This window comes from Rhodococcus sp. BUPNP1 (assembly GCF_002215235.1).
Classification (GTDB): Bacteria; Actinomycetota; Actinomycetes; order Mycobacteriales; family Mycobacteriaceae; genus Rhodococcus.
In genome coordinates this window covers 108,572-129,927 of the sequence record NZ_NERM01000003.1, presented here as the reverse complement: position 1 = coordinate 129,927, position 21,356 = coordinate 108,572, and the positions used below count along the sequence as shown (strand labels likewise).

Below are 21,356 nucleotides of genomic sequence, written 5' to 3'. Positions count from 1 at the left end.
GCTCCGTCAGAGTTCGGTGCGCTTCATCGCCGCGATCGGATCCGAGAACAACGAGCTGAGCGAGACGACCCCCGCGGCATGGGCCTGCACCCGGTTGCCGAAGCCGGTGATGCGGATGTCCTTGCGCGGCAGGGTGGTCGACGCGGCGAACGCGCGGGCGACGTGCGGGACCGCGGCCGGGTACTCGGTGAAGGCCTGTCCGCCGAGGATCACACGGTCGGGGTTGAACAGGTCGCGCAGCATTCCGACGGTGCGGCCGAGCACCGTGGCCCGCTCGACGAGCAGACCGTGCGCGGCCTCGGATCCGTCCCGTGCGAGGCGGTAGAGCGACCCGATGGTGGCGTCGCGGTCGGTGAGGATGCCCTCGGCCACGGCGCGCTGTACGACCGCCCGGTCGCTCACCGTCGCTTCGAGGCAGCCCGTGCCGCCGCATGAGCACCGCGCCGACGAACCGGTGGGGAAATGCGTCACCGAGCCCGGACCGCCGGCAGGGGTGTGCACCTTACCGTCGAAAGTGATTGCCACACCGGCCGTCTCACGAACGTAGAAGTACAGGCCGGTGTCCTTGGCCTCGGGGGCGTCGCGATCGGGAGTGAGGAGCAGTTCGGAGGCGGCCATCGCCTCGACGTGCGCGGCCACCGAGACCGGCAGTCCCATACCGCCACCGACGATCGCGCCGACCCGGGCGTCGACCCAGCCGAGCCGCGGGTGCGTGACGACGGCGGTGTTCGAGTCCACCCGCCCGCCGAGTGCGACGCCCACCCACAGCGGGGTGCGGCGGTGCCACCGTGCGGCGAAGGCCTTGGCGCTCGCGGTGATCGACGCGAGCGCGGCGTCCTGGTCGCCGGTCGGCGTGGGGACCTCGACGGCGCCGATGATGCGTCCGCGCAGGTCGCTCGCGACGATGCCGGTGGTGACGGCACCGATGTGGATGCCGACCGTCAGGTACCGCTCGTGGTCGACCTCGACGGGAACGCGCGGTCGGCCGACGGCGCCGGGTTCGGTGAGGTCGGCGCGCTCACGCAGCAGACCGGCCGAGAGCAGGGCCGACACCTGACGGTTGACGGTGGCGATGCTCGCACCGGTGACCTTCGCGATCACGTCGCGCGAGACGGGGCCGCGGTTGGCGGCGACACGGAAGACCGACGCCCCGGTACCGTCGGCGATACGCAGGTCCGGCGGAACGATCCTGACCGGGCTCGACACACGGGAGGTGCGGGGACGGACGACCGTCGCACGCGTGGATCCACGGACGGCGGAGCCGGTGGCGCGGCGGGGCGCGGACGACCGCGAGGGAAGGGAAACGGACGGCGAGAGAGTGGGAACCGACACGGCGCTGATCCTTGGCTGCTGATCCGGACGTGATGACCGGAGAACGGGCGGGAGACGATCGACGCACCGAGACCCCGGCGTGGAGAACACGATCGGAGACGGACCCGCACGACGAGGGGCGGGATCGGTGCGGAGTTACTTTCCGCAGCAGCGACAACAGAGTTCGCGCGCCAGAGGCAGCCGTGATCCCAGCGCGGCGGTCACGTAGGTGACCCGCGGTGCGGAGGTGTGGCCGACTGACATGTCGATCAAACTATCGCCCCGACCGCGCCGTGTCCAATCCTCACCGACCCGGTGGGAAACCTTCCCGCACATCCCCGCGCGCCTGCGCGGTCTCCGCCGACACCGGGGCGAGCAGCAATGCCTCCCACGCGTCGACGAGCGCGGCGAGTTCGGCCGTGGTGGGTGATTCGCCCGCACGATGACATCGCGCCAGCGCACCGACGGTGCCGGAGTAGACCAGTCGCAGACGTTGCCCGGCGATGTCGTCGGGCAGCGGCCCGAGCAGGGTCCGCAGCGCGGTGTCGGACCGGCGGCCGCTCTCGGTTCCCGTGGGTCCGGTGACGCGGAAGCACTCGGCGAACCGGTCGTGGTTCGACAGCCGGTCGAGGAAGGCGACGTAGTGGTTGGTGCGGCCGAGCGTGCCGGCCAGGGGGCGGATGATCACCCACAGCAGGTCGCGGACCGAGAGGGTCTCCCGCGTCCGCAGCATCTCGGCGAGAAGCGCTTCCCGCTGGGAGTTCAGGGCGGGCAACCGGTGGGAGAAGACCGCCTCGAGCAGTCCCTCCTTGGTGCCGAAGTAGTACCCGACCACCGAGGAGTTGTGCTGTCCGGCGGCCTTGCGGATGTCGGCGAGGGTGACCCCGTCGTATCCGCGGCGGGCGAAGAGCCGCTCGGCGGCCTCGACGAGCCGGATCCGGGTCTGTTCTCCCGAGCTGTATCGACCGCGGGTGGTGGTCATACGCCGCAGGGTAGCCGCACGGAGGGGACTTCGCAGGCCGGGAGGTGGGGCGTCATCCGGTGCCCGACACTACGATTGCCCCCATGAGCATCTCTCCCGATTCCCGCGTCGCCGTCGTCACCGGAGCCTCCTCCGGAATCGGCGAGGCGACCGCCCGCACGCTCGCCGCACAGGGCTTCCACGTCGTGGTGGGCGCACGCCGACTCGACCGACTGCAGAAGCTCGCCGACGAGATCGGCGGCACCGCCCTCGAGCTCGACGTCACCGACGAGGATTCGGTCGACGCATTCACCACGGTGCTGCCGCGGGTCGACGTGCTGGTCAACAACGCCGGGGGCGCCAAGGGGCTCGCACCGGTGGCCGAGGCCGTCGAGGACGACTGGCGCTGGATGTGGGAGACCAACGTCATCGGCACCATGCGCATCACCAAGGCGCTGATCCCCAAGCTCATCGCCTCGGGCGACGGCCTGATCGTCACCATCACCTCGGTCGCGGCCTTCGAGGCCTACGACAACGGCGCCGGTTACACCTCCGCGAAGCACGCGCAGGCCGTCCTGCACCGCACGCTGCGCGGCGAACTGCTCGGACAGCCCGTCCGTCTCACCGAGATCGCGCCGGGCGCCGTCGAGACCGAGTTCTCGCTGGTGCGCTTCGAGGGCGACAAGGATCGGGCCGACAAGGTGTACGAGGGCATCACCCCGCTCGTCGCCCAGGACATCGCCGAGATCATCGGCTTCGTCGCGTCCCGTCCGTCGCACGTCAACCTCGACCAGATCATCGTCAAGCCTCGCGACCAGGCCAACGCCGGCCGGTTCCACCGCGTCACCGAGTGATCCCGTCACGGTGGTGGGCGCGGCGGGACGCTCGCGTCCACCACCGTCGGTACTGTCCCGGACTATGCGCCAACGACGCCTCGCGCCCGGCCCGCTGCTCGACGACGACGGAGTGCTCGCCGAAGCCGGCTGGAACACCTCCGAGGTCCGCACCTACGACCGGCAGCGGGTCGCGGCGCCGCGGTTCCGCATCAAGGAGTGGGACTACTACTGCGTTCTGTCCGACGGGGTGGACGGACCGTTCGGGATCGCGCTGACCGTCGCCGACAACGGTTACATGGGGCTCCTCGGAGTCAGCGTGCTCGACCTCGCGGGTCGCTCCGAGACCACGGAGAACGCCCTCGTCCCCTTCCCGCTCGGCCGGATGCGCCTGCCGCACACCGCCGACGGCGGCGATGTCGTCGTCGAGCACGGCGGACTCCGCATCGAGTACCACCACGAGGGGCTCTCGCGGCGGCTGATCGTCGACCATCCCCGTTTCGGCGGTGGGCGCGGACTGTCCGGAGAACTCGTGCTCACGCAGCCGGCGGACGACCGGATGGTGATCGCGACACCCTTCCCCCGCGCGCCGAAGGCCTTCTATTACAACCAGAAGATCAACTGCCTGCCCGCGCAGGGCACGATCACCGTGGCTGGGCGGGAGCTGGTCTTCGATCCCGCCACCGCGTTCGGGGTGTTCGACTGGGGTCGCGGGGTATGGACCTACGACAACACCTGGTACTGGGGTTCGGCCTCGGGGATCCACGAGGGTGTGCGGTTCGGGTTCAACATCGGCCACGGCTTCGGCGACACCACCGCGGCGAGCGAGAACATGCTCTTCCACGACGGTGTGGCGCACAAGCTCGACCGCGTGCACTTCCATCTGCCCCGCGACACCTACGACGGGGCGCCGTGGCGGTTCACCAGCAACGACGAGCGGTTCGAGATGGAGTTCGAACCGATCCTCGACCGCGCGGCCGACGTGAACGCCCTGCTCGTGCGGTCCACGCAGCACCAGGTCTTCGGGCGGTTCACCGGCAGTGTCGTGCTCGACGACGGCACCCGGCTCGAGATCGAGAACCTGCTCGGCTTCGCGGAGGAGGTCCGCAACCGCTGGTGACGGCCCGAGCCGTCCGTCAGATCGCGCAGTTCACGGTGACGGGTTCGGGATGCAGACGCACCCCGAAGGCGTCCTCGACACCGTCGCGTACCGTCCGCGCCAGCGCCACGAGATCCGCCGCCGATGCCGCTCCCCTGTTGGTGAGCGCCAGCGTGTGCTTCGTCGACAACCGTGCCGGTGCGTCGGCGGCGGGGAAACCCTTCGCGAAACCGGCCCGCTCGATGAGCCATCCGGCCGACAACTTGGTGCCGCCGTCCGCGGGGAACTGCGGGATCCGCACGTCCTCCCCCACCTTTTCCGCGATGACCGCGAGCACCTGCGGCAGGCGGTCGTCGGGGACGACGGGGTTCGTGAAGAACGATCCGGCGCTCCAGGTGTCGTGGTCGTCGGCGTCGAGCACCATGCCCTTGCTGCGGCGCAGCGCGAGGACGTGCTTGCGGACCTGGTCCGCCGGCCGGCGTTCGCCCTCCTCCGCACCCAGTGCGACCGCGAGCTCCCGGTACGCCAGGGGTGCGGAGGAACCGTCGCTCCGCACGTCCAGTTCCACCTCGAGGACGACCGCCGCATCGGTGTGCTTGAGGATGCTGGTCCGGTAACCGAGACCGAGGGCCTCGGGGCCGACCCACGAGTCCTGCCCGGTGGCGCGGTCGAGCAGGCGGACGCGGCGCAGGATCGAACCGACCTCGACGCCGTACGCCCCGACGTTCTGCACCGGCGTCGCTCCCGCGGAGCCCGGGATGCCCGACAGACATTCGAGGCCGCCGAGACCGGCGTCCACGGTGGCCGCGACGACGGCGTCCCATTCGGCTCCCGCGTCCACCCGGACGTGGTCGTCGCGGAGGTCGACACCGGTGGTCGCGACACGGACCACGACGCCATCGAAACCGTCGTCGCCGATGACGAGGTTGGAGCCGCCCGCGAGGAGCAGCAACGGCACCCTCTGCTCGTCGAGCAGGCGCACGACCTCGATCAACGACGCGGTGGACGTGCATTCGACGAGATACCGGGCGGGGCCGCCGAGCCGGAGGGTCGTGAATTCCGACAGCGACACCTGCTCGGACACCGTGGCTCCCGTTTCGACGAGCCGGGCCCTGGTACGTGGATCAAGCACCAGCAAACGGTAGCGTGCCCGGTATGGGCAGCCCTATCGACCACACTGCGAACTACTCGTCCCCGCCTGCTGCGGTCCACGCGGCGTTCGTCGATCCGCAGTACTGGCAGACCCGGCTGCGTGAGGTCGGGGGCCCGGGTGCGGCCGTCGAACGCGCCGACACCGGCGACGGCACCATCGAGCTCGACCTCCACCAGGCCATCCCGGCCGAGCACCTGCCGAGCATGGTCACGAGCCTGCGCCCGGGCGATCTCGTCATCCGGCGTCACGAGGCGTGGGGTGCGTTCGCCGACGGTCGCGCCGAGGGCAGGTTCTCGGCCCACGTCGACGGCATGCCCGGCGAGGTCACCGGGGGGATGACCCTCATCGCCGACGGGACGGGTTCGTCCGTCGTCATCGACGGCACCGTCGAGGTGAAGATCCCGTTCCTCGGTTCCAAGATCGAGGGCATGATCGTCGAGCAACTCGTCGAGCTGTTCGACGCGGAGCGCACCTTCACCGAGCAGTGGTTGAACGGGGACCACTCGGCCTGATCGCACGCCCGCGGGGCTCCCCCGTGGACGATCGCGATTTCCGGAGAGGCCGTCCGGCGCGGTAACCTGGCCGGTCGTGGCACGGCGTATCGACTACTCCGCCCGCTTCCCTCATCCACCGGAGCGGGTGTACGAGGCTCTCGCCGACCCCGATCACTGGGAAGCGCGGATGACCGAGATGCGCAAGTACTCGGAGAACCACGTCCGCGAGTTCACGGTCTCCGAAACGGGCATCGCGCTGGTGTTGCACCACGTCCTGCCGCGTTCCGACCTGCCGGAGATCGCCCGCACGGTGATCAAGAAGGACATGGTCATCACGCGCAAGGAGACCTACGGGCCGTTCACCGACCGCGCGACCGGCACCTACCAGGCGTCGATCCCCGGCGGTCCGGGCAGTCTCACCGGCACGATGGACCTCTTCGGCGACGATCACGGTGCCACGCTCCGCACCACCTCCGAGGCCAAGGTGCACATCCCGTTCGTCGGCGGCAAGCTCGAAGAACTCATCCTCACCAATCTCGTCGACGTGTTCCGCACCGAAGCGGCCATCACCGCCGACTGGCTCGCCGGTCGGTAGCGCGTGCGGAATCGAGGACCCGTCGGTGTCGTCACGCGCGGCACCACCGGCATCAACAGGCTGCGCCGCAGCGACCGCTGGGCGATGCACGATCCCCACATCACGAGGGCGTTGACGCACGCCACCGACCCGCTGGTGGTCGATCTGGGTTACGGCGCCATGCCGGTGACGACCCTCGAACTCGCCGCGCGGCTGCGTCGGGTCCGCAGCGATCTGCGTGTGGTCGGTCTCGAGATCGATCCGGACCGTGTGGTCCCGGGCCGCGACGGTGTCGAGTTCGCCCGGGGCGGTTTCGAGCTCGCGGGCCTGCGCCCGACCCTGGTCCGGGCCTTCAACGTGCTCCGGCAGTATCCGGAGGAAGCCGTCGAACCGGCGTGGGCGCGCCTGCGTTCCGGCCTCGCTCCCGGCGGCCTGCTCATCGACGGCACGTGCGACGAGCTGGGCAGGCGCTGCGCCTGGGTGCTCCTCGACGAGCACGGTCCCCGTTCGCTGACCCTGGCGTGGAGCCCGTTCCACGTGGAGAGACCGTCCGACGTCGCCGAACGGCTGCCGAAGGCGCTGATCCACCGGAACGTCCCGGGTGAGCCGATCCACGCGCTGCTCCGCGCGGCCGACCGGGCGTGGGCGACGAGCGCTCCGCACGCGGCGTTCGGGCCGCGGATCCGGTGGAAGGCGACGCTCGAGCTGCTGCGGGATCAGGGCTTCCCGGTGTCCCCGCCCCGCCGCCGTCTGCGCGACTGCGTGCTGACGGTGCCGTGGGACGCGGTCGCGCCCACCGGCGCACCTGTCGCATCCGAGCGAGTCGGCCGAGGAACTGCGCTCGTCGCGGTCTGAGACCCCGTCGGTCAGCCCGCGGCGAGGAGCGCGAGCTCGATCCGGTCGGCCACCGCGGCCGGCTGGTTCGCCACCGCGGCGTGCAGCTGGTCGGAGTCGACCCGGCCGAGCGCGATCGCGTCGCCGACGAGTTCGTCGAGCACTTCCTGGGACACGCCACCGGCCGCGAGGTCGACCGCGGTGCGGGCGGGAGTGGTGATCCGGAAGGCCCCGACGACCTCGCAGTCCTCCTCCGCCAGCGTCCGGTGGTGCAGTGCGAGCCGGTTGCTCGGCACGGTGCGCTGGTCGGGGGTGGACAGGTGCACGAAGCGCGGCTGGAGGTGGCCCATGCCGTGCAGGTCGGCGGCACTCTGGTGCGAGACGACCGCTTCCCCCTCGTACCAGGTGCACCACTGGGCGAACTCGTCGAACTTCGTCCGTGGGCTGTCGCTGAGGCGGAACAGTTCGGTCTCGACGCGGATCCACAGTCCCGCCTCGATGCGTTCCGCGAAGTCGTGAGCTGCTATTCCGTGACCGACGGCCTGGCGTGCGGTGAAGAACCCGGCTTGCGTGGCGGCGAGGCGCCGCAGCGAGTCGTCGGCATCGGCCCGCCCGGTTGCGTCGTAACCTGAATCCGTCCACCCTGTCATGGCGCCCAGCGTAGCCGACGAATGTGGTACACCTCACATATTTTCCTCATCCGGCGGCCGTGTGCTCAGTCGATCCTCAGTGTCTTCCGGAAGAATCGGCGACCATGACGCAACGGAAGCGCAACCGCACCGTCACGATCGCCGTCGTTCTCGTCGCGGCGCTGGTCGCAGTCCTGGTGGGCGCGGAGGTGTACGTCCGCAACCGCGCGACGACCTGCCTCGCCCAGTCCTTCGAGAGCGAGCTCGGCACGGGAGTCGACGTCGACCTGAGCTGGAAGCCGGTGCTGCTGCAGCTGCTCGACCGGCAGGTTCCCTCGGTCGCCCTCGACAGCGACGACACCGCCTTCGGTCCGGCCCAGCAGATGCAGGTGCACGCCGAGGTAAACGATGTCGACCTGCGCGACTCCGCCGAGGGCGCCGGCACCATCGGCAGCTCGAGTGCCGACGTGTCGTGGCCGACCTCCGGGATCCTCGCGACCGTGCAGAGCCAGCCGGTCGGTGGCCTCGTCACCGACGTCACGGCCGACGAGAACGCGGGCACCCTGACGTTCACGGTCGGCGGTCAGGGTCTTGCGGAGTTCACCGCGCGACCGGTGGTGAACGGCGGCGTGGTGACGGTCGAGACGACGGACGCGACGATCCTCGGCATCGGGCTCCCGACGGCCCTCGTCGACGGCGTCGTGGAGATCCTGACCTCGGGTCTGCAGCAGTACCCGCTGGGGATGCAGGCCACCGAGGTGAACGTCACCGACGCCGGTATCGATCTCCGCCTCGAGGGTGGCCGCTTCGTGCTGCCGGAGGCCCCGCAGGGACAACAGCAACAGCAGGAGGGCAGCTGCGGCCTCCTGTCGTGACCGAGGAGGCCGGTCCGGCAGACCGTCGAGAGCTGCTCAGCTCTGCAGACCGTCGAGGACCGCGCGACTGCCGGACAACCCGAGGCGCGTGGCCCCGGCGTCGATCATCGCGATCGCGTCCTCGGCGGTGCGGATTCCGCCGCTTGCCTTGACGCCGAGCCGGCCGCCCACCGTCTCCGCCATGAGCGCGACCGCGTGGGTGGAGGCGCCGCCCGCGGGATGGAAGCCGGTGGAGGTCTTCACGAAGTTCGCCCCGGCCTTCTCCGCGGCGCGGCACACCTCGACGATCGCCTCGTCGGAGAGCACGGCGGATTCGATGATGACCTTGAGGACCGGGTCGAACCCGATCGCTTCGCGCACGGTGAGGATGTCGGCGAGGACGGCGTTGTAGTCCCCGGCCACCGCTGCGCCCACGTCGATCACCATGTCGATCTCGCGTGCACCCTCGTCGACGGCGAGTCGCGCCTCGGCGCCCTTGATGAGCGAATGGTGCTTGCCCGACGGGAAACCGACGACCGTCGCGACCGTGACCCCCTCGGCCCGCAGGGGCAGCATCGACGGCGACACGCACACCGCATACACGCCGAGCTCGACGGCTTCGTCGACGAGGGCCCGCACGTCCTGTGAGGACGCTTCGGGTTTGAGGAGGGTGTGGTCGATCATCGACGCGACCTGCGTGCGGGTCAACGGGGTTCCGGACATGACTGCAGCTTCCCACACGGCGGGCCCGACCGTCCGGCACCGCATATCGTCCGGCACCGCATCGCGGCTTCGGTAATCCGCTCGCGCGCGGTCCCCTCCGCCACCCACAATGATCGCGTGCTGATCCGCCGAGAACTCCCCGCCGACGTCCCTGCTATCGCCGACGTGCACCGCGCTGCCTTCGCGCCGTTCGCCCCGGAGGGCTGCGAGCCGGTCGAACCCGGTCTCGTCGCGTCGTTGCGGGCGAGCGACGCGTGGCTGCCCCCGTTGTCGCTCGTGGCCGAGGACGCCTCGGCCACGATCGTCGGTCACGTCGTCGCCACTCGCGGTCATGTCGGCAGCACTCCTGCCCTGGGCCTCGGTCCGCTCGGTGTCCGTCCCGATTCGCAGCGCTCCGGTGTGGGCGGCGCTCTCATGCACGCCGTGCTCGGAGCGGCGGACGCTCTGGACGAGTCGCTCGTGCTCCTGCTCGGGCATCCCGACTACTACCCCCGTTTCGGTTTCGTGCCCGCCGCCGAACTCGGGATCTCCCCGGACGTCGAGGAGTGGACGTCCCATTTCCAGGCGCGGGCGCTCACGGCACACGATCCCGAGCTGCGGGGTGCCTTCCGGTATGCCGAGCCGTTCTACGCTCTCGAGGAGCCGGCATGAACGACGATCCCGAGAATGTCCGGGCCGCCTCCGATGTCCGGGCCGATCCAGCCGAGACCGCACGCACCTTCGACGCGGCGAGCAGTGATTTCGACGAGTTGACCCCGACGGTCTGGGGACCGGCCGGGCAGGCTCTGGTCTTCCAGCTCGGCGTCTCTCCCGGCGAGGCGGTGCTCGACGTGTGTTGCGGAACGGGATCGTCCGCGCTTCCCGCCGCCGCAGCCGTCGGACCCGAGGGTCTCGTCCACGGCGTCGACATCGCCGACGAGATGCTCGAACACGGCCGCCTGACCGCGGAACGCCGCGGCCTGAAGAACATCGAATTCGTCTGTGCGGACGCCTCGCAGTGGGAGGCGCCGTCGGACGTACCCGACGCCGGCTACGACGTGCTGTCGATCTCCTACGGCGTGTTCTTCCTCCCGGACATGGACCGCACCTTCTGGCGTCTGGTCTCGCTCGTGCGGCAGGGCGGACGCGCCGGCGTGACGGTCTGGCGACACGGCGCGATGGAGGAGTTCTCGTCGATCGTGTTCGACGTCGCGTCGCGCCACTCCCCCGAACTGCGCGAACGCGGCGCCCTGCGCGATCGCACACCGCTGCACCGGATCGACACGCCGGACACCCTCGAGGCGTGGATCGCGGATGCCGGAACCGATTCCGTGGAGGTCCGCACCCTGTCGAATCATCTTCCGGCGACGGACGAGTTGTGCTGGTCGCTGGTGACGGGCACCGGTCTGCGCGGGGTGCTTGCCGGGCTCGACTCCGGGCAGGTGGCGTCGGTGCGGCAGCAGATCGCCGAAGAGGTCACCGCTCGCGGACTGCACACGATCGACGCGACCACCCTCGTCGCCACGGGCACCGTTCGACGTCCTCCGGTCTCGGGCTGACGACCGACGGCAGGGTCTACCGGGAGCAGAGCCGACCGGAAGTAGGACGCCGTGTGTCACCTGAGACAATCGGGGCATGACGCTCGCCTCATCCGCCGACGATCGACGTTACGTTCTGACCCTGGGCTGCCCGGACACCACCGGGATCGTCGCCCGCATCGCGACCTTCCTCGCGGAGGTCGGCGGTTCGATCGTCGAGGCGGCCTACCACGCCGACCAGGACACCGGCTGGTTCTTCACCCGCCAGGCCGTCCGGGCGTCGTCGATCCCGTTCGGCCTCGACGAGCTGCGCGAGAAGTTCGCGAGCGTCGCCGCCGACATCGGCCCGCAGACCGAATGGACACTGTCCGACACGGGCAAGCGCAAGCGCGTCGTGCTGCTCGTGAGCAAGGAAGGGCACTGCCTGCACGACATCCTCGGGCGGGTCGCCGCAGGGGAACTCGACGCCGAGATCTGCGCCGTGATCGGTAACCATCGCGATCTCGAACCGGTCGCGCAGCGGCACGGCATCACCTTCCACTACGTGTCGTTCCCGAAGGATCCCGCCGAGCGCGGACCGGCCTTCGAGCAGGTCCGCAAGCTCGTCGACTCCCACGACCCGCACGCGGTGGTCCTCGCCCGGTTCATGCAGGTGCTCCCGGAGGAGCTGTGCGAGCACTGGGCCGGCCGGGCGATCAACATCCACCACAGCTTCCTGCCGTCGTTCATCGGCGCACGGCCCTACCATCAGGCCTTCACGCGCGGTGTGAAGCTCATCGGCGCGACCTGCCACTACGTCACCGCCGAACTCGACGCGGGCCCGATCATCGAGCAGGACGTCATCCGCGTCAGTCACAGCGACAGCGTCAGCGACATGGTCCGGCAGGGCCGCGACGTGGAGAAGCTGGTCCTCTCACGCGGTCTGCGCTGGCACCTCGAGGACCGGGTGCTGGTGCACGACAGCAAGACCGTCGTCTTCCGGTAGATCCCCGGAGCCGAAACCGGCCCACCCGCGAGGGGATGGACCGGTTTTCGTGCGTGAACGATCGGCTCAGCCGACGGGCACGCCGGCTCGTTCGACGAGGTGCGCGAGCTCCTCGTCGAACCGGTCGATCGCTTCGACCGAACTCATGTGGCCGACGCCGTCGAGCACCACGAGACGTTCGAGGTTGCCCGCACGGTCGAGTTCCTCGGCGAGACGACGGGCGTGGACGGGCGGGGTGAGACGGTCGGCGGTGCCGACCAGCACCGTCGTCGGCACGGTGAGGTTGTGCAGGCCCTCACGGATGTCGAGGGCGCTCAGGGCCCTGCCCCAGCCGCCCCGTGTCCGCGGCGGGCAGCCGAGGACGATCTTCTCGCAGAACCGCACCTCCGCGGCGCTCGCGCCGGGTGACAGGGCGACGTAGCGCAGGGCCCGGGTCGTCACCGGGGACGCGGCCAGCGGAACCGTCGCACCCATGAGCCGACTTGCGACGGGCACCGGTACCCGCGGGAAGCGTTGCGGCAGCGGCACGATCGCCGAATCGGCGACCAGCCGGTCGGTGCCGGTGCTCGCGAGCAGCACTCCCGCGACCGTGCGGTCGACGTTCTCCGGGTACTTCTCGGCCCACGCGATGATGCTCATCCCGCCCATGCTGTGACCGGTGAGTACGGCCTTCGCGCCGGGCCGGACCACGGCGTCGAGGACCGCCTGCAGATCGTCGGCGAGCACGTCGGCTCCCAGCGGCCGTGCCCCGGCCTCGCTGTCGCCGTGCCCGCGCTGGTCGTAGACCACCACCCGGTAGTTCTCCGCGAACGCGTTGATCTGCGGGGTCCAGTACGCGGCATTGCACGTCCAGCCGTGGCAGAACACCAGGACGGGAGCGTCCGCGTCGCCGTAGGCGAGCACGTTCAGGCGGGCACCGTCCTCGGCGCGGACGTCGAGGATCTCGGGTTCGAGTTCCGGTTCGCGCAGCAGTTCGTGCGGCGCGACGTCCTCGGTACGGACGACCGTCCGACGACGCCGGCGGACGAGCACGGCGGTGGTCGCCGCGGCAGCGAGGACGATCGAGCCCGCGGCGATCGACGTGGTCGGGGACGGCTTTCTCACGGGTGGGATTCTCCTGTCGGTTCGGTGGAGCAGCGCGACGTCACAGGACGTGCGCGCGACGCAGAAGCAGAGTGGACGGACCGCCGATCAGCCCCACTTCGTCGAGGAACTCGACCGTGCGGCGAGTGCCCTGGCGGAGCTTGTCGTGGTAGTGCCTGTTCTCCTGCGCGGCCTTCCTCGCTTCGGCGACGTCGAGTCCGGCAGCGGCGTAGACCTGGTCGTTCACGAGGCTGGTGACGACGAAGTACGCGCTCACCCCGAGGTGGATCCGGATCCATGCCCGCTCGAGACGACCGAGCCGGGCCGAGCGCCTGCGGGTTTCCTCGCGGGCGTAGCGGATGTGCCGCGACTCCTCCACGACGTGGACGTGGCTCACCGTCCGGGTGATGGGCTGCACCCGCTCGTCGCGCGCGAAGTCGCGCTGCATCATGTCGAGGATCTCCTCGGCGAACAAGGTGCCGCCGTAGGCGAGGGCGCCGCGCGCGACGGCCTTGAACAGCCGGCCGGTCTCGCGGATCCAGCGCTTGGGCCGGTAGGAGGGGATGCCGTATCGCTGCGCCGACCGCGCGAACATGATCGAGTGCCGGCATTCGTCGGCGATCTCGGTGAGCCCGAACTGCACGTAGGGGGTTGCCGGATCGTGCCGGTAGAGATCGCGCACGAGCATCTGCATGAGGATCATCTCGAACCATATCCCGGTGCCGGCGATGCTCGCGGCCTCGTGTTTTGTGAGGGTGATGCGCTGGTCCTCCGACATGCGTTCCCACAGGTCGGTGCCGTAGAGACTGCACCACTCGGGGGTCATGCCGTACTTGCCGTCCACGAGCGGCGCGTCCCAGTCGATCTCGAGCCCGGGATCGTAGGAGAGCCGCGCCGACGAATCGAGCAGGCGTTGCGCGGTTTCCTGCCGGTGATCCGTGGAATGTTCACCAGGCAGGCTGTCGTGCTTTCGCAGGAGCGTCATCGCCGACCACCTCGTCTCGGAAAATTATCCGTTACCCGAAGTGTCATTATCTGGATCACACTTGTCAAGCGAAAGGGGAGGCCCACCCGCCCTACCACCGAGGACGACGGACCTCCCTGATCACCACCGCGGAGTTCGGACCCCGCAGTCATCACCGCGAAGCGGTCACCACCGAGGGCGCTGGACCTCCTCGACCCGCGGGCGGACGTCCACGAGGTACACGCACACCGCGACGACCGCGATGATCCCGAGCAGACCCACCGCGCCGAAGACGACGAGGACGAGCAGCGCAGCCACGAGGATGCCGAGCCAGACGGGCTTGGTCAGCTTGTCGACGGCCGGAAACGCCTCGGCGGGCTGACGCACGACGTGGAACAACGCGAATCCCGCCCCGGCGATGGCGATGATCTGCAGCGCGAGGATGATCAGACCGGCAAGTGAATCGACATTCGTCACCACACCAGTCTACGAGAATCGGCCCCCGTGCGAGTTCGCACGAGGGCCGACCGATCGCTGCAGGTCAGGAGCCGCTGGTCTTGCGCGGAGCCGCCTTCTTGGCAGGGGTCTTCTTGGCCGGAGCCTTCGCCGGGGTCTTCGCGGCGGTCTTGGCCGGAGCCTTGGCGGCGGGCGTCTTGGCAACCGTCTTGGCCGGGACCTTCGCCGGGGTCTTGGCGGGAGCCTTCTTGGCCGGAGCCTTGGTGGGGGTGACCTCGACCGGCTCGACCGGGGTGGCCACCGACTCGACCTTCTCCGCAGCCTTGTCGGCCGCCTCGCGGACGTCGCCGCGGGCCGACTCGACCCGGCCGGCGGTCTCGGAGCCGGTCTCCTCGGCACGCTCACCGAGCTCGACGACGCGCTCGGCGGCCTTGTCGCCGGCGTCGGACACGGCCTCGCTCACCTCGTCGCTCGTCTCGGAGATGCGACCGGCCGCGCGACCCGCGAGCTTCGCGGCCTGCTCGCCGACCTCGCGGGTCCGACGGGCAACCGTCCCGAGTGCTTCCTCGGTGAGGTCGGCAGCGTCGCCGAGTACGGCTTCGGCGCGACCGAGGCCGTCCTCGAGGGCCGGCTGGGAGCGCAGACGCTCCATCGTCTCCTCACCGCGCTCGGCGAGTGCGGTGTAGAGGTCGGATGCGACCTTCAGGTACGCCTCGGCGACCTTGCGCAGTTCCTCGGCGCTGAAACGCTCGCGCAGCTCCGCGATCTCCTCGGGCAGCTCGGCCGGGAGTTCGGCGAGGCGCTCGCGGAGGGACTCGACGGTCTCGGTGAGATCGGCGGGCAGGGTCGCGAAGCGGTCGCGGGCGGTCTCGACGCGCTCGGCCACCTCGTTGCGGTTGGTCTCCGCACGTCGGCGCGCCTGGGCCACGAGGTCTGCGACGGCCTGGACGACGGCGTCGCCGGCACCGACCGCGGCGTAGAGGGAGGTACGGATGCTGGTGGGATCGGTCATGAAGATTTCTCCTCGTCGAAGTCTGTCGGATGGTCGGGCCGGGCATCGCCGGTGTTCTGCTGGTTCTCCCGGCAGAACGAGTCGTAGATGTCGAGCAGGACCTGCTTCTGCCGCTCGGTGAGAACGGTGTCGACGAGCACCGCGTCGCGCACGGCGCTCTCCGCTCGATGCTCGAGGATCCCCGCTCGCACGTAGAGGACCTCTGCCGAGAGCCGCAACCCCTTGGCGATCTGGGCGAGAACTTCGGCGGACGGCTTGCGCAGTCCGCGTTCGATCTGGCTCAGATACGGGTTGCTGACACCGGCCAGTTGCGACAACTGCCGGAGCGAGACCTGTGCAGCCTCGCGTTGCGACCGGATGAAGGCGCCGATGTCCTGGGCGGCGTTGTTGACCACCCGGGCGGCGAGATCCCCCGGTCCCGCGCTGTCGTCCGGCGTGTCCGAGCCCTCGATCGGATCTGGTTCCGTGGACACACCGACCACTCTACGGACAGGTGCTAGCTACAGCAAGCACTCTGCTAGCACGTGACGGTTGTCACGCGAACAGCAGCTCCGAGACCGTGTAGATCGCGAGTCCGGCGAGCGAACCGACCACCGTGCCGTTGATGCGGATGAACTGCAGGTCGCGCCCCACGGCGAGCTCGATCTTGCGACTGGCCTCCTCGGCATCCCAGCGCTCGACGGTCTCGCGGATGACGGACGTGATCTCGTCGGCGTAGTTCGACGCGACGAAGCGCACCGCGTCGAGCAGCCAGCCGTCGATCTTGGTGCGCAGCTCTGCGTCCTCGCGCACCCGGATGCCGAACGCCATGACGTTCTCGGCGATCTTCGTGCGCAGGGTGCTGTTCGGGTCGTCCACCGAGTCGAGGATCATCCGCTTGGCCGTCCGCCAGGTCGCCGCGGCGAGACCGGTGATCTCGTCGCGGCCCATGATCTCCGCCTTCACCTTCTCCGCCTTGGCGATGGTCACGGGATCGTTCTGCAGGTCGCGGGCGTAATCGGCGAGGAACTTGTTGACTGCGAGGCGCACCTCGTGGTCGGGATTCGACCGCACCTTCCACGTGAACTCCACGAGTTCGCGGTGGATCTTCTCGCCGAGCAGCAGGTCGACGAACTTCGGCGACCACGACGGCGAGTCGCGGCTGATCACGCGGTCGATGGTCTCCTGACTCCCGAGCGCCCACTGGTGCGCGCGTTCGGCGAGCATGTCGACGAGCGGGAGGTGCCGGTTCTCGGCGAGGAGTTCGGTGAGGACACGCCCGATGGGCGGTCCCCATTCAGGTTCGGCGATGCGCTTGACGATGGTGTGGTCGATGATCTGCTGGATGTCGTCCTCCCGCAGGATTCCGACCACACCGCGCAGGACCGTCGACGTCTCCTTGGCCACACGCTGGGCGTTCTCGGGTTCTGCGAGCCAGGTACCGACCCGCAGCGGGATCTGCGCCGACTCGACCTTGGCGGACACCACCTCGGGCGCGAGGAAGTTGTTGCCGACGAACGAGCTCAGATTGGCGCCGAGCTGGTCCTTCTTCCGCTTGATGATCGCCGTGTGCGGGACGGGAATCCGCAGCGGGTGCCGGAACAGGGCGGTCACGGCGAACCAGTCGGCGAGCGCGCCGACCATGCCGGCCTCGGAGGCCGCGCGCACGTAACCCACCCACGCGCCGGCGCCGCGGGTTTCCTGCCAGCGGCAGAAGAGATAGATGATCGCGGCGGCGACGAGGAAGCCGGTCGCGACCGCCTTCATACGGCGGAGTTCTCGGCGCTTGATCTCGTCGTCGGTCGTCAGGAGCTGCACCCGATCGATTGTGCCGAAAGTCGGCACTCGGCGGACGGATCGCCCTCGAGTTCTGAAGGACGAGAGACCGGATCGTAGACTGAGCCGACGATCGAAACCGAACGGATGTGCCACACAGTGTCCAGCAGACCGCAGACGACTTCGAACCCGACCTCGAGCGAGGCCGCCCCGCCCGTGAAGCAGGACGGCCGCAAACGGCGCTGGCACGAGCACAAGATCGCCCGCCGGGAAGAGCTCGTGGACGGCACCATCAACGCAATCCGTACCCGCGGCCACGAGATCGGCATGGACGAGATCGCCGCCGAGATCGGCGTGTCGAAGACGGTGCTCTACCGCTACTTCACCGACAAGAGCGACCTGACGACCGCGACGATGCTGCGGTACGTCGAGACGGTCCTCGCTCCCCGGATCTACGCGGCGGTCGCGGAGGATCTCGACGAGTACGAGCTCACCCGGGAGGCGATCACCGCCTACGTCGAGACCGTCGCCGACGATCCCGAGGTCTATCTGTACGTGATGAGCAACAGCGCGTCGGCGGGACGCGACGTGGTGGCCGATTCGGAGCGGATGATCGCCGAGCTCGTCGCCACCGTCCTCGGGGAACGGCTGCGGCTGCTCGAGATGGATTCGGGCGGCGCCGTGCCGTGGGCGTACGGGATCGTCGGCGGCATCCAGCTCGCGACGCACTGGTGGATCTCGAACAAGTCGATGACCACCGAGGACCTCATCGACTACCTGACGATGATGATCTGGGGCGGCATGACCGGCATCGCCGGGGTCGCCGGATCCCCGGTGCGCTTCAAGTCGCAGCCGCATCCGCTCCTGCCGGAGTCGTCGACCACTCCCTGATCGACACCTTTACTGTTACTCGAAGTTGCACGTATAGTGCGGGCATGAGCGACCACGCCGACGACCTGCACGACGAGGACGACCCCGGCTACCGCGGTCCCGCCGAGGTCACCGTGGACGACCGCACGGTCGTCGTCGACGTCGAGATCTCCGGACGGTTCGATCCCCTGCTCGGCCGGCACGTGTGGCGCGGCCGGCTCCGCAGGCTCGCCGAGGCCCTCGGAGCAGACGCCTCGCCCGCTCCCGGTACCAATGTGACGATCACTGTGCCGGACGCCCCGGAGGCCGCGACCGCCCGTATCTCGGAGGTCGATCTGTGGGGCAGCCACATGGTCGACGGCGTCTCACGTCCGCCGTATCCCCTGCCCACCGAGACCGATGGTGTCGATCCCACCTGAGCACGACCGCGTGTGACACGCTGGCGGGATGACGAAGGACGACGTCTTCCGGCCCGCATCGATCGTCGAAGCCCTCCGGGCGACGCCCGAGACGCGCGTGGCCGACCTCGACACGAACGGCACTCCGGGATTCGACGGCGACAAGGCACTCGGCGAACGTCTGCTCGCCGAACGCGGCGCCGTCCTCTCCGACCTGCAGGAGATGCTCTTCGCCGAGGGGCGGACCGGCGGCACCCGCTCGGTGCTGTTGATCCTGCAGGGCATGGACACCGCCGGGAAGGGCGGCATGGTGCGTCACGTCGTGGGCCACGTCGACCCCCAGGGTGTCGACCACACGGCCTTCGGCGTGCCGACGGAGGAGGAGAAGCGGCACCACTTCCTGTGGCGGATCGCGAAGGCCCTCCCTCGCAACGGTCAGCTCGGCGTCTTCGACCGGTCGCACTACGAGGACGTGCTGGTCGCGCGGGTGAGATCACTGGTGCCGGAGAGCGTCTGGCGCGGACGATACGACGAGATCAACAGGTTCGAGAGCGAAGTCGTCCGCGAGGGCACGACCATCGTGAAGGTTGCGATGTTCGTCTCGCTGGACGAGCAGAAGAAGCGCCTCGCCGAGCGCCTCGAGCGTCGTGACAAGCACTGGAAGTACGACCCGAGCGATGTCTCGGAGCGCGCCCTGTGGCCGCAGTACCAGCAGGCCTATCAGGACATGCTGGATCGGACGAGCACCGACGACGCGCCCTGGTACGTCGTGCCGTGCGACCGCAAGTGGTACGGCCGTCTCGCGGTGACGGAACTGCTCATCGACGCGTTCGAACGCCTCGACCTCGATTGGCCGGAGCCGACTTTCGATATCGAAACGGAGAAGCGCCGACTCGCAGAGTCGTGATGTCACCGACTCGCAGAGTCGCGACGGCGTATGAGTGACGCGAGTCGGCTCTCACCGACTCGCGTCAGGTATCACCCTCAGAACAGGTGCGGGGTGTCGTAGTGCCGTCTGTGGTCCCGGCGCACGGTTCCGACCATCATGCCGAATGCCGCCCCGAGTGCGACGACTGCCGCGACTGCCGCGACCATCGCCCAGCCCGAGAATCCGTACCCGGCGGCGACGATCGTCAGCGCGATCATCAGGATCGAGGTGAGTGCGAGCGCGTAGGCGCTCCAGGCTACGAACAGATTGAGTTTCACGACCGGCCTCCTCGGACGAGGTGTGTCCCTCTCGATGCCGACGGTACCTGCCGGTGACGCACATCACAACCGGCCGGTGGCGTCCTTCAGTACCTCGTAGCGGACGACGGCGAACTCCCCGCTCTGTCCGAGCTCGGTCAAGCGCATCTCCACGTGCCGCGGGAGCAGCGGACGGCCGGCACCGATCGTCACCGGCGCGAAGGAGACGACGAGCTCGTCGAGCAGACCGCGCTCGGCGAACTGTCCGGCGAGATCACCGCCGCCCACCATCCACAGGTCGCGGCCGTTCGCGGCCTCGGCCATCTCGTCGTAGACCTGCCGGACGTCCTTCTGCGTAAAGCGGATGTCGCCGGGTCCGTCGCCCGTCCGCGCGACGGGCAGGTCGTCGCGATGTGTGAACACCCAGCAGGGCAGGTCGTACTCCCACTTGTCCTCGCCTGCATGGTCGAGCACCCAGCGGTAGGTGGACGATCCCATGGCGATGGCGCCGATACCGGCGATGAACTTCTCGTAGTCGAACGGCCCGCCGTCGCCCGACTCTCGGGTGAGCAGCCAGTCGAGCGAATGGTCCTCGGTGGCGAGGAAGCCGTCCAGTGTGCTTGCGGTGTAGTAGATCATCCGGGTCATGAGCTGCTCCTGTTCCAGTCGAGTGGATCTCCGTGATCGACGTCGAGGCCGGCCGCCCGCATCATGTGCCGCGCGAGTTGTCGGCGGTGTGCGGCGAAGGTGAGGACGTGGGTGACCACTCCCCCGAGGACGAAGCTCTCGGGAGGGTCGCACAGGGCGTCGATGAGTATGTCGCCCCAGGCGCCACGGCGATGGATGTCACGGATCGTCTCCACCCAGCGTGGAGCGACGTCCACGAAACGGGCTGTCAAGGAGTCGATCCCGACGCCCGCATCATCGGGATGGTCGGCGCCGGCCATCGAGGCCAGCCACATCTCCTTCGCGCGCACCAGATTGCCGAGCACCCGGGAGACGGATTCCTCGGGGCCGTCCCATTCGAGGACGACCAGGCCGGGGAACCGGATCCGGTCGCGCTCGTCGTCGTCGAGTTCGGTGGCGCGCTCGAGGAGATAGCGGGTGTCCGCGAGGTCGTGCTGCACCATCTGCGCGAGGACCTCGGCGGCCGGGTGGGCGGGCGCGGTGGGCCGTCGCCCGTCCTCCTCGACCCAGAGGTTCGTGGGCGGATGGAAGTGGACTCCGTTGGGGGCGGGCAACCAGTGGTCGACGGGCGCAGGCGCCCAGGGGTCGACGGGTGCGGGTGCCCCGGGGTCGACGGGCGCAGGCGCCCCGGGATCCCTACGGCCGATGCCGAGCACCCGGGCGGCCGCGCTGGGCGGATATCCGTAGGCACGGGCGAAGGCCCGGGCGAACCCTTCGACGCTGTCGTAGCCGGCGGCGAACGCCGCATCGGTGACCGAACTGCCGTGACGCAGTTGCCAGGCGGCGCGTTCGAGCATCACCCGGCGCCGCAACGCCACCGGCGACTCGCCGGTGCCCACCGCGAAGGTGCGGCTGAAGTGCCACTGCGACGCGTAGGCGTGCTGCGCCATCCGTTCGAGGGTCGCGTTGTTCTCGTCGAGAACGGCGTCGAGCAGTTCCCGGAGTCGGTCACGGCCGAAGGTCATGCGTTCAGTGTCGC

General features: G+C 69.3%; 26 protein-coding genes. 12 read left to right on the top strand and 14 right to left on the bottom strand.

The annotated features are described in order from the left end of the window. Positions 1–6: 6 nt before the first annotated feature. Complete coding sequence (locus tag B9C99_RS04135; RefSeq protein ID WP_088897054.1) at positions 7–1,332, bottom strand: ROK family protein; 1,326 nt, start codon at positions 1,330–1,332, stop codon at positions 7–9. A gap of 283 nt (positions 1,333–1,615) precedes the next feature. Then, positions 1,616–2,293, bottom strand: a complete 678-nt coding sequence (locus tag B9C99_RS04130; RefSeq protein ID WP_088897053.1) for a TetR/AcrR family transcriptional regulator — start codon at positions 2,291–2,293, stop codon at positions 1,616–1,618. 83 nt (positions 2,294–2,376) lie between these two features. On the opposite strand from B9C99_RS04130, the gene B9C99_RS04125 reads away from it, so the two are divergent. Further along, positions 2,377–3,126 (top strand): SDR family NAD(P)-dependent oxidoreductase, encoded by a 750-nt coding sequence (locus B9C99_RS04125; protein WP_088897052.1) that lies wholly within the window; start codon positions 2,377–2,379, stop codon positions 3,124–3,126. A 64-nt stretch (positions 3,127–3,190) separates the two neighbouring features. Next, a complete protein-coding gene (locus tag B9C99_RS04120) occupies positions 3,191–4,225 on the top strand; it encodes a DUF2804 domain-containing protein (RefSeq protein WP_088897051.1) in 1,035 nt (344 codons plus the stop codon). A 16-nt stretch (positions 4,226–4,241) separates the two neighbouring features. Here the strand turns inward: B9C99_RS04120 and B9C99_RS04115 are convergent, their stop codons facing one another. Beyond that, positions 4,242–5,336, bottom strand: coding sequence for a UDP-N-acetylmuramate dehydrogenase (locus tag B9C99_RS04115; RefSeq protein ID WP_088897124.1), 1,095 nt, complete (start codon positions 5,334–5,336; stop codon positions 4,242–4,244). 23 nt (positions 5,337–5,359) lie between these two features. Between B9C99_RS04115 and B9C99_RS04110 the strand changes: the two genes are divergently transcribed. The 3 genes from B9C99_RS04110 to B9C99_RS04100 all read left to right on the top strand — a co-directional run bounded on the left by B9C99_RS04110 (position 5,360) and on the right by B9C99_RS04100 (position 7,280). Then, on the top strand, positions 5,360–5,869 hold the full coding sequence (locus B9C99_RS04110) for a DUF2505 domain-containing protein (RefSeq protein ID WP_016693708.1): 510 nt from the start codon (positions 5,360–5,362) through the stop codon (positions 5,867–5,869). Between the two features lie 76 nt (positions 5,870–5,945). After that, entirely contained in the window at positions 5,946–6,446 is a 501-nt protein-coding gene (locus B9C99_RS04105) for a DUF2505 domain-containing protein (RefSeq protein ID WP_088897050.1), read from the top strand. Positions 6,447–6,449: 3 nt separating this feature from the next. Next, positions 6,450–7,280, top strand: a complete 831-nt coding sequence (locus B9C99_RS04100; RefSeq protein WP_088897049.1) for an SAM-dependent methyltransferase — start codon at positions 6,450–6,452, stop codon at positions 7,278–7,280. Between the two features lie 11 nt (positions 7,281–7,291). On the opposite strand, the gene B9C99_RS04095 is transcribed toward B9C99_RS04100, so the two are convergent. Continuing rightward, positions 7,292–7,909: a type IV toxin-antitoxin system AbiEi family antitoxin gene (locus B9C99_RS04095; protein WP_088897048.1), complete on the bottom strand. Its 618-nt coding sequence runs from the start codon at positions 7,907–7,909 to the stop codon at positions 7,292–7,294. Between the two features lie 104 nt (positions 7,910–8,013). On the opposite strand from B9C99_RS04095, the gene B9C99_RS04090 reads away from it, so the two are divergent. Beyond that, positions 8,014–8,763 (top strand): DUF2993 domain-containing protein, encoded by a 750-nt coding sequence (locus tag B9C99_RS04090; RefSeq protein ID WP_088897047.1) that lies wholly within the window; start codon positions 8,014–8,016, stop codon positions 8,761–8,763. A gap of 36 nt (positions 8,764–8,799) precedes the next feature. On the opposite strand, the gene deoC is transcribed toward B9C99_RS04090, so the two are convergent. Continuing rightward, positions 8,800–9,465 (bottom strand): deoxyribose-phosphate aldolase, encoded by a 666-nt coding sequence (deoC, locus tag B9C99_RS04085; RefSeq protein ID WP_088897123.1) that lies wholly within the window; start codon positions 9,463–9,465, stop codon positions 8,800–8,802. Between the two features lie 117 nt (positions 9,466–9,582). On the opposite strand from deoC, the gene B9C99_RS04080 reads away from it, so the two are divergent. From B9C99_RS04080 to purU, 3 genes are all read left to right on the top strand, one after another. Beyond that, positions 9,583–10,116 (top strand): GNAT family N-acetyltransferase, encoded by a 534-nt coding sequence (locus B9C99_RS04080; RefSeq protein ID WP_088897046.1) that lies wholly within the window; start codon positions 9,583–9,585, stop codon positions 10,114–10,116. Continuing rightward, complete coding sequence (locus B9C99_RS04075; RefSeq protein WP_088897045.1) at positions 10,113–11,003, top strand: class I SAM-dependent methyltransferase; 891 nt, start codon at positions 10,113–10,115, stop codon at positions 11,001–11,003. The genes B9C99_RS04080 and B9C99_RS04075 overlap by 4 nt, the downstream gene beginning before the upstream one ends. 76 nt (positions 11,004–11,079) lie before the next feature. Next, positions 11,080–11,967 (top strand): formyltetrahydrofolate deformylase, encoded by an 888-nt coding sequence (gene purU / locus B9C99_RS04070; RefSeq protein WP_016693701.1) that lies wholly within the window; start codon positions 11,080–11,082, stop codon positions 11,965–11,967. A gap of 66 nt (positions 11,968–12,033) precedes the next feature. Here purU and B9C99_RS04065 read toward each other — a convergent pair whose 3' ends face one another. The 6 genes from B9C99_RS04065 to B9C99_RS04040 form a co-directional block, all read right to left on the bottom strand. Beyond that, positions 12,034–13,071: an alpha/beta hydrolase gene (locus B9C99_RS04065; RefSeq protein ID WP_088897044.1), complete on the bottom strand. Its 1,038-nt coding sequence runs from the start codon at positions 13,069–13,071 to the stop codon at positions 12,034–12,036. A 40-nt stretch (positions 13,072–13,111) separates the two neighbouring features. Next, positions 13,112–14,035, bottom strand: coding sequence for a diiron oxygenase (locus tag B9C99_RS04060; RefSeq protein ID WP_088897043.1), 924 nt, complete (start codon positions 14,033–14,035; stop codon positions 13,112–13,114). Between the two features lie 165 nt (positions 14,036–14,200). Then, positions 14,201–14,491, bottom strand: a complete 291-nt coding sequence (locus tag B9C99_RS04055; RefSeq protein ID WP_024101750.1) for a DUF2516 family protein — start codon at positions 14,489–14,491, stop codon at positions 14,201–14,203. Between the two features lie 64 nt (positions 14,492–14,555). Then, positions 14,556–15,482: a heparin-binding hemagglutinin gene (locus B9C99_RS04050; protein WP_088897042.1), complete on the bottom strand. Its 927-nt coding sequence runs from the start codon at positions 15,480–15,482 to the stop codon at positions 14,556–14,558. Further along, the gene (locus tag B9C99_RS04045) at positions 15,479–15,955 is read right to left on the bottom strand and encodes a helix-turn-helix domain-containing protein (RefSeq protein ID WP_051033041.1); all 477 of its coding nucleotides are present in this window, start codon (positions 15,953–15,955) and stop codon (positions 15,479–15,481) included. The genes B9C99_RS04050 and B9C99_RS04045 overlap by 4 nt, the downstream gene beginning before the upstream one ends. 61 nt (positions 15,956–16,016) lie before the next feature. After that, positions 16,017–17,288 carry a DUF445 domain-containing protein gene (locus B9C99_RS04040; protein ID WP_172414866.1) on the bottom strand — a complete coding sequence of 424 codons (1,272 nt, stop codon included), beginning with the start codon at positions 17,286–17,288 and terminating at the stop codon, positions 16,017–16,019. 96 nt (positions 17,289–17,384) lie between these two features. On the opposite strand from B9C99_RS04040, the gene B9C99_RS04035 reads away from it, so the two are divergent. From B9C99_RS04035 to B9C99_RS04025, 3 genes are read left to right on the top strand one after another with little or no spacing between them, the layout of a single operon-like run. Then, on the top strand, positions 17,385–18,128 hold the full coding sequence (locus B9C99_RS04035; RefSeq protein ID WP_026061465.1) for a TetR/AcrR family transcriptional regulator: 744 nt from the start codon (positions 17,385–17,387) through the stop codon (positions 18,126–18,128). A gap of 44 nt (positions 18,129–18,172) precedes the next feature. After that, entirely contained in the window at positions 18,173–18,526 is a 354-nt protein-coding gene (locus tag B9C99_RS04030) for a DUF4873 domain-containing protein (RefSeq protein ID WP_016693694.1), read from the top strand. 28 nt (positions 18,527–18,554) lie between these two features. Further along, positions 18,555–19,412: a polyphosphate kinase 2 family protein gene (locus B9C99_RS04025; RefSeq protein ID WP_088897041.1), complete on the top strand. Its 858-nt coding sequence runs from the start codon at positions 18,555–18,557 to the stop codon at positions 19,410–19,412. Positions 19,413–19,489: 77 nt separating this feature from the next. On the opposite strand, the gene B9C99_RS04020 is transcribed toward B9C99_RS04025, so the two are convergent. From B9C99_RS04020 to B9C99_RS04010, 3 genes are all read right to left on the bottom strand, one after another. Beyond that, on the bottom strand, positions 19,490–19,711 hold the full coding sequence (locus B9C99_RS04020) for a hypothetical protein (RefSeq protein WP_016693692.1): 222 nt from the start codon (positions 19,709–19,711) through the stop codon (positions 19,490–19,492). Between the two features lie 63 nt (positions 19,712–19,774). Then, positions 19,775–20,338: a dihydrofolate reductase family protein gene (locus B9C99_RS04015; RefSeq protein ID WP_088897040.1), complete on the bottom strand. Its 564-nt coding sequence runs from the start codon at positions 20,336–20,338 to the stop codon at positions 19,775–19,777. Beyond that, the gene (locus tag B9C99_RS04010) at positions 20,335–21,342 is read right to left on the bottom strand and encodes a helix-turn-helix transcriptional regulator (protein WP_088897039.1); all 1,008 of its coding nucleotides are present in this window, start codon (positions 21,340–21,342) and stop codon (positions 20,335–20,337) included. Before B9C99_RS04010 ends, B9C99_RS04015 begins: the two co-directional genes overlap by 4 nt. Positions 21,343–21,356: the final 14 nt, after the last annotated feature.

Bases quoted from the DNA above. Each gene is read 5' to 3' on its own strand.
- B9C99_RS04075 (WP_088897045.1), top strand. From the start codon at position 10,113: ATGAACGACGATCCCGAGAATGTCCGGGCCGCCTCCGATGTCCGGGCC.
- B9C99_RS04090 (WP_088897047.1), top strand. From the start codon at position 8,014: ATGACGCAACGGAAGCGCAACCGCACCGTCACGATCGCCGTCGTTCTC.
- B9C99_RS04025 (WP_088897041.1), top strand. From the start codon at position 18,555: ATGACGAAGGACGACGTCTTCCGGCCCGCATCGATCGTCGAAGCCCTC.
- deoC (WP_088897123.1), bottom strand. From the start codon at position 9,465: ATGTCCGGAACCCCGTTGACCCGCACGCAGGTCGCGTCGATGATCGAC.
- B9C99_RS04125 (WP_088897052.1), top strand. From the start codon at position 2,377: ATGAGCATCTCTCCCGATTCCCGCGTCGCCGTCGTCACCGGAGCCTCC.
- B9C99_RS04015 (WP_088897040.1), bottom strand. From the start codon at position 20,338: ATGACCCGGATGATCTACTACACCGCAAGCACACTGGACGGCTTCCTC.
- B9C99_RS04120 (WP_088897051.1), top strand. From the start codon at position 3,191: ATGCGCCAACGACGCCTCGCGCCCGGCCCGCTGCTCGACGACGACGGA.
- B9C99_RS04010 (WP_088897039.1), bottom strand. From the start codon at position 21,342: ATGACCTTCGGCCGTGACCGACTCCGGGAACTGCTCGACGCCGTTCTC.
- B9C99_RS04050 (WP_088897042.1), bottom strand. From the start codon at position 15,482: ATGACCGATCCCACCAGCATCCGTACCTCCCTCTACGCCGCGGTCGGT.
- B9C99_RS04110 (WP_016693708.1), top strand. From the start codon at position 5,360: ATGGGCAGCCCTATCGACCACACTGCGAACTACTCGTCCCCGCCTGCT.
- B9C99_RS04030 (WP_016693694.1), top strand. From the start codon at position 18,173: ATGAGCGACCACGCCGACGACCTGCACGACGAGGACGACCCCGGCTAC.
- B9C99_RS04130 (WP_088897053.1), bottom strand. From the start codon at position 2,293: ATGACCACCACCCGCGGTCGATACAGCTCGGGAGAACAGACCCGGATC.
- B9C99_RS04095 (WP_088897048.1), bottom strand. From the start codon at position 7,909: ATGACAGGGTGGACGGATTCAGGTTACGACGCAACCGGGCGGGCCGAT.
- purU (WP_016693701.1), top strand. From the start codon at position 11,080: ATGACGCTCGCCTCATCCGCCGACGATCGACGTTACGTTCTGACCCTG.
- B9C99_RS04035 (WP_026061465.1), top strand. From the start codon at position 17,385: ATGTGCCACACAGTGTCCAGCAGACCGCAGACGACTTCGAACCCGACC.
- B9C99_RS04060 (WP_088897043.1), bottom strand. From the start codon at position 14,035: ATGACGCTCCTGCGAAAGCACGACAGCCTGCCTGGTGAACATTCCACG.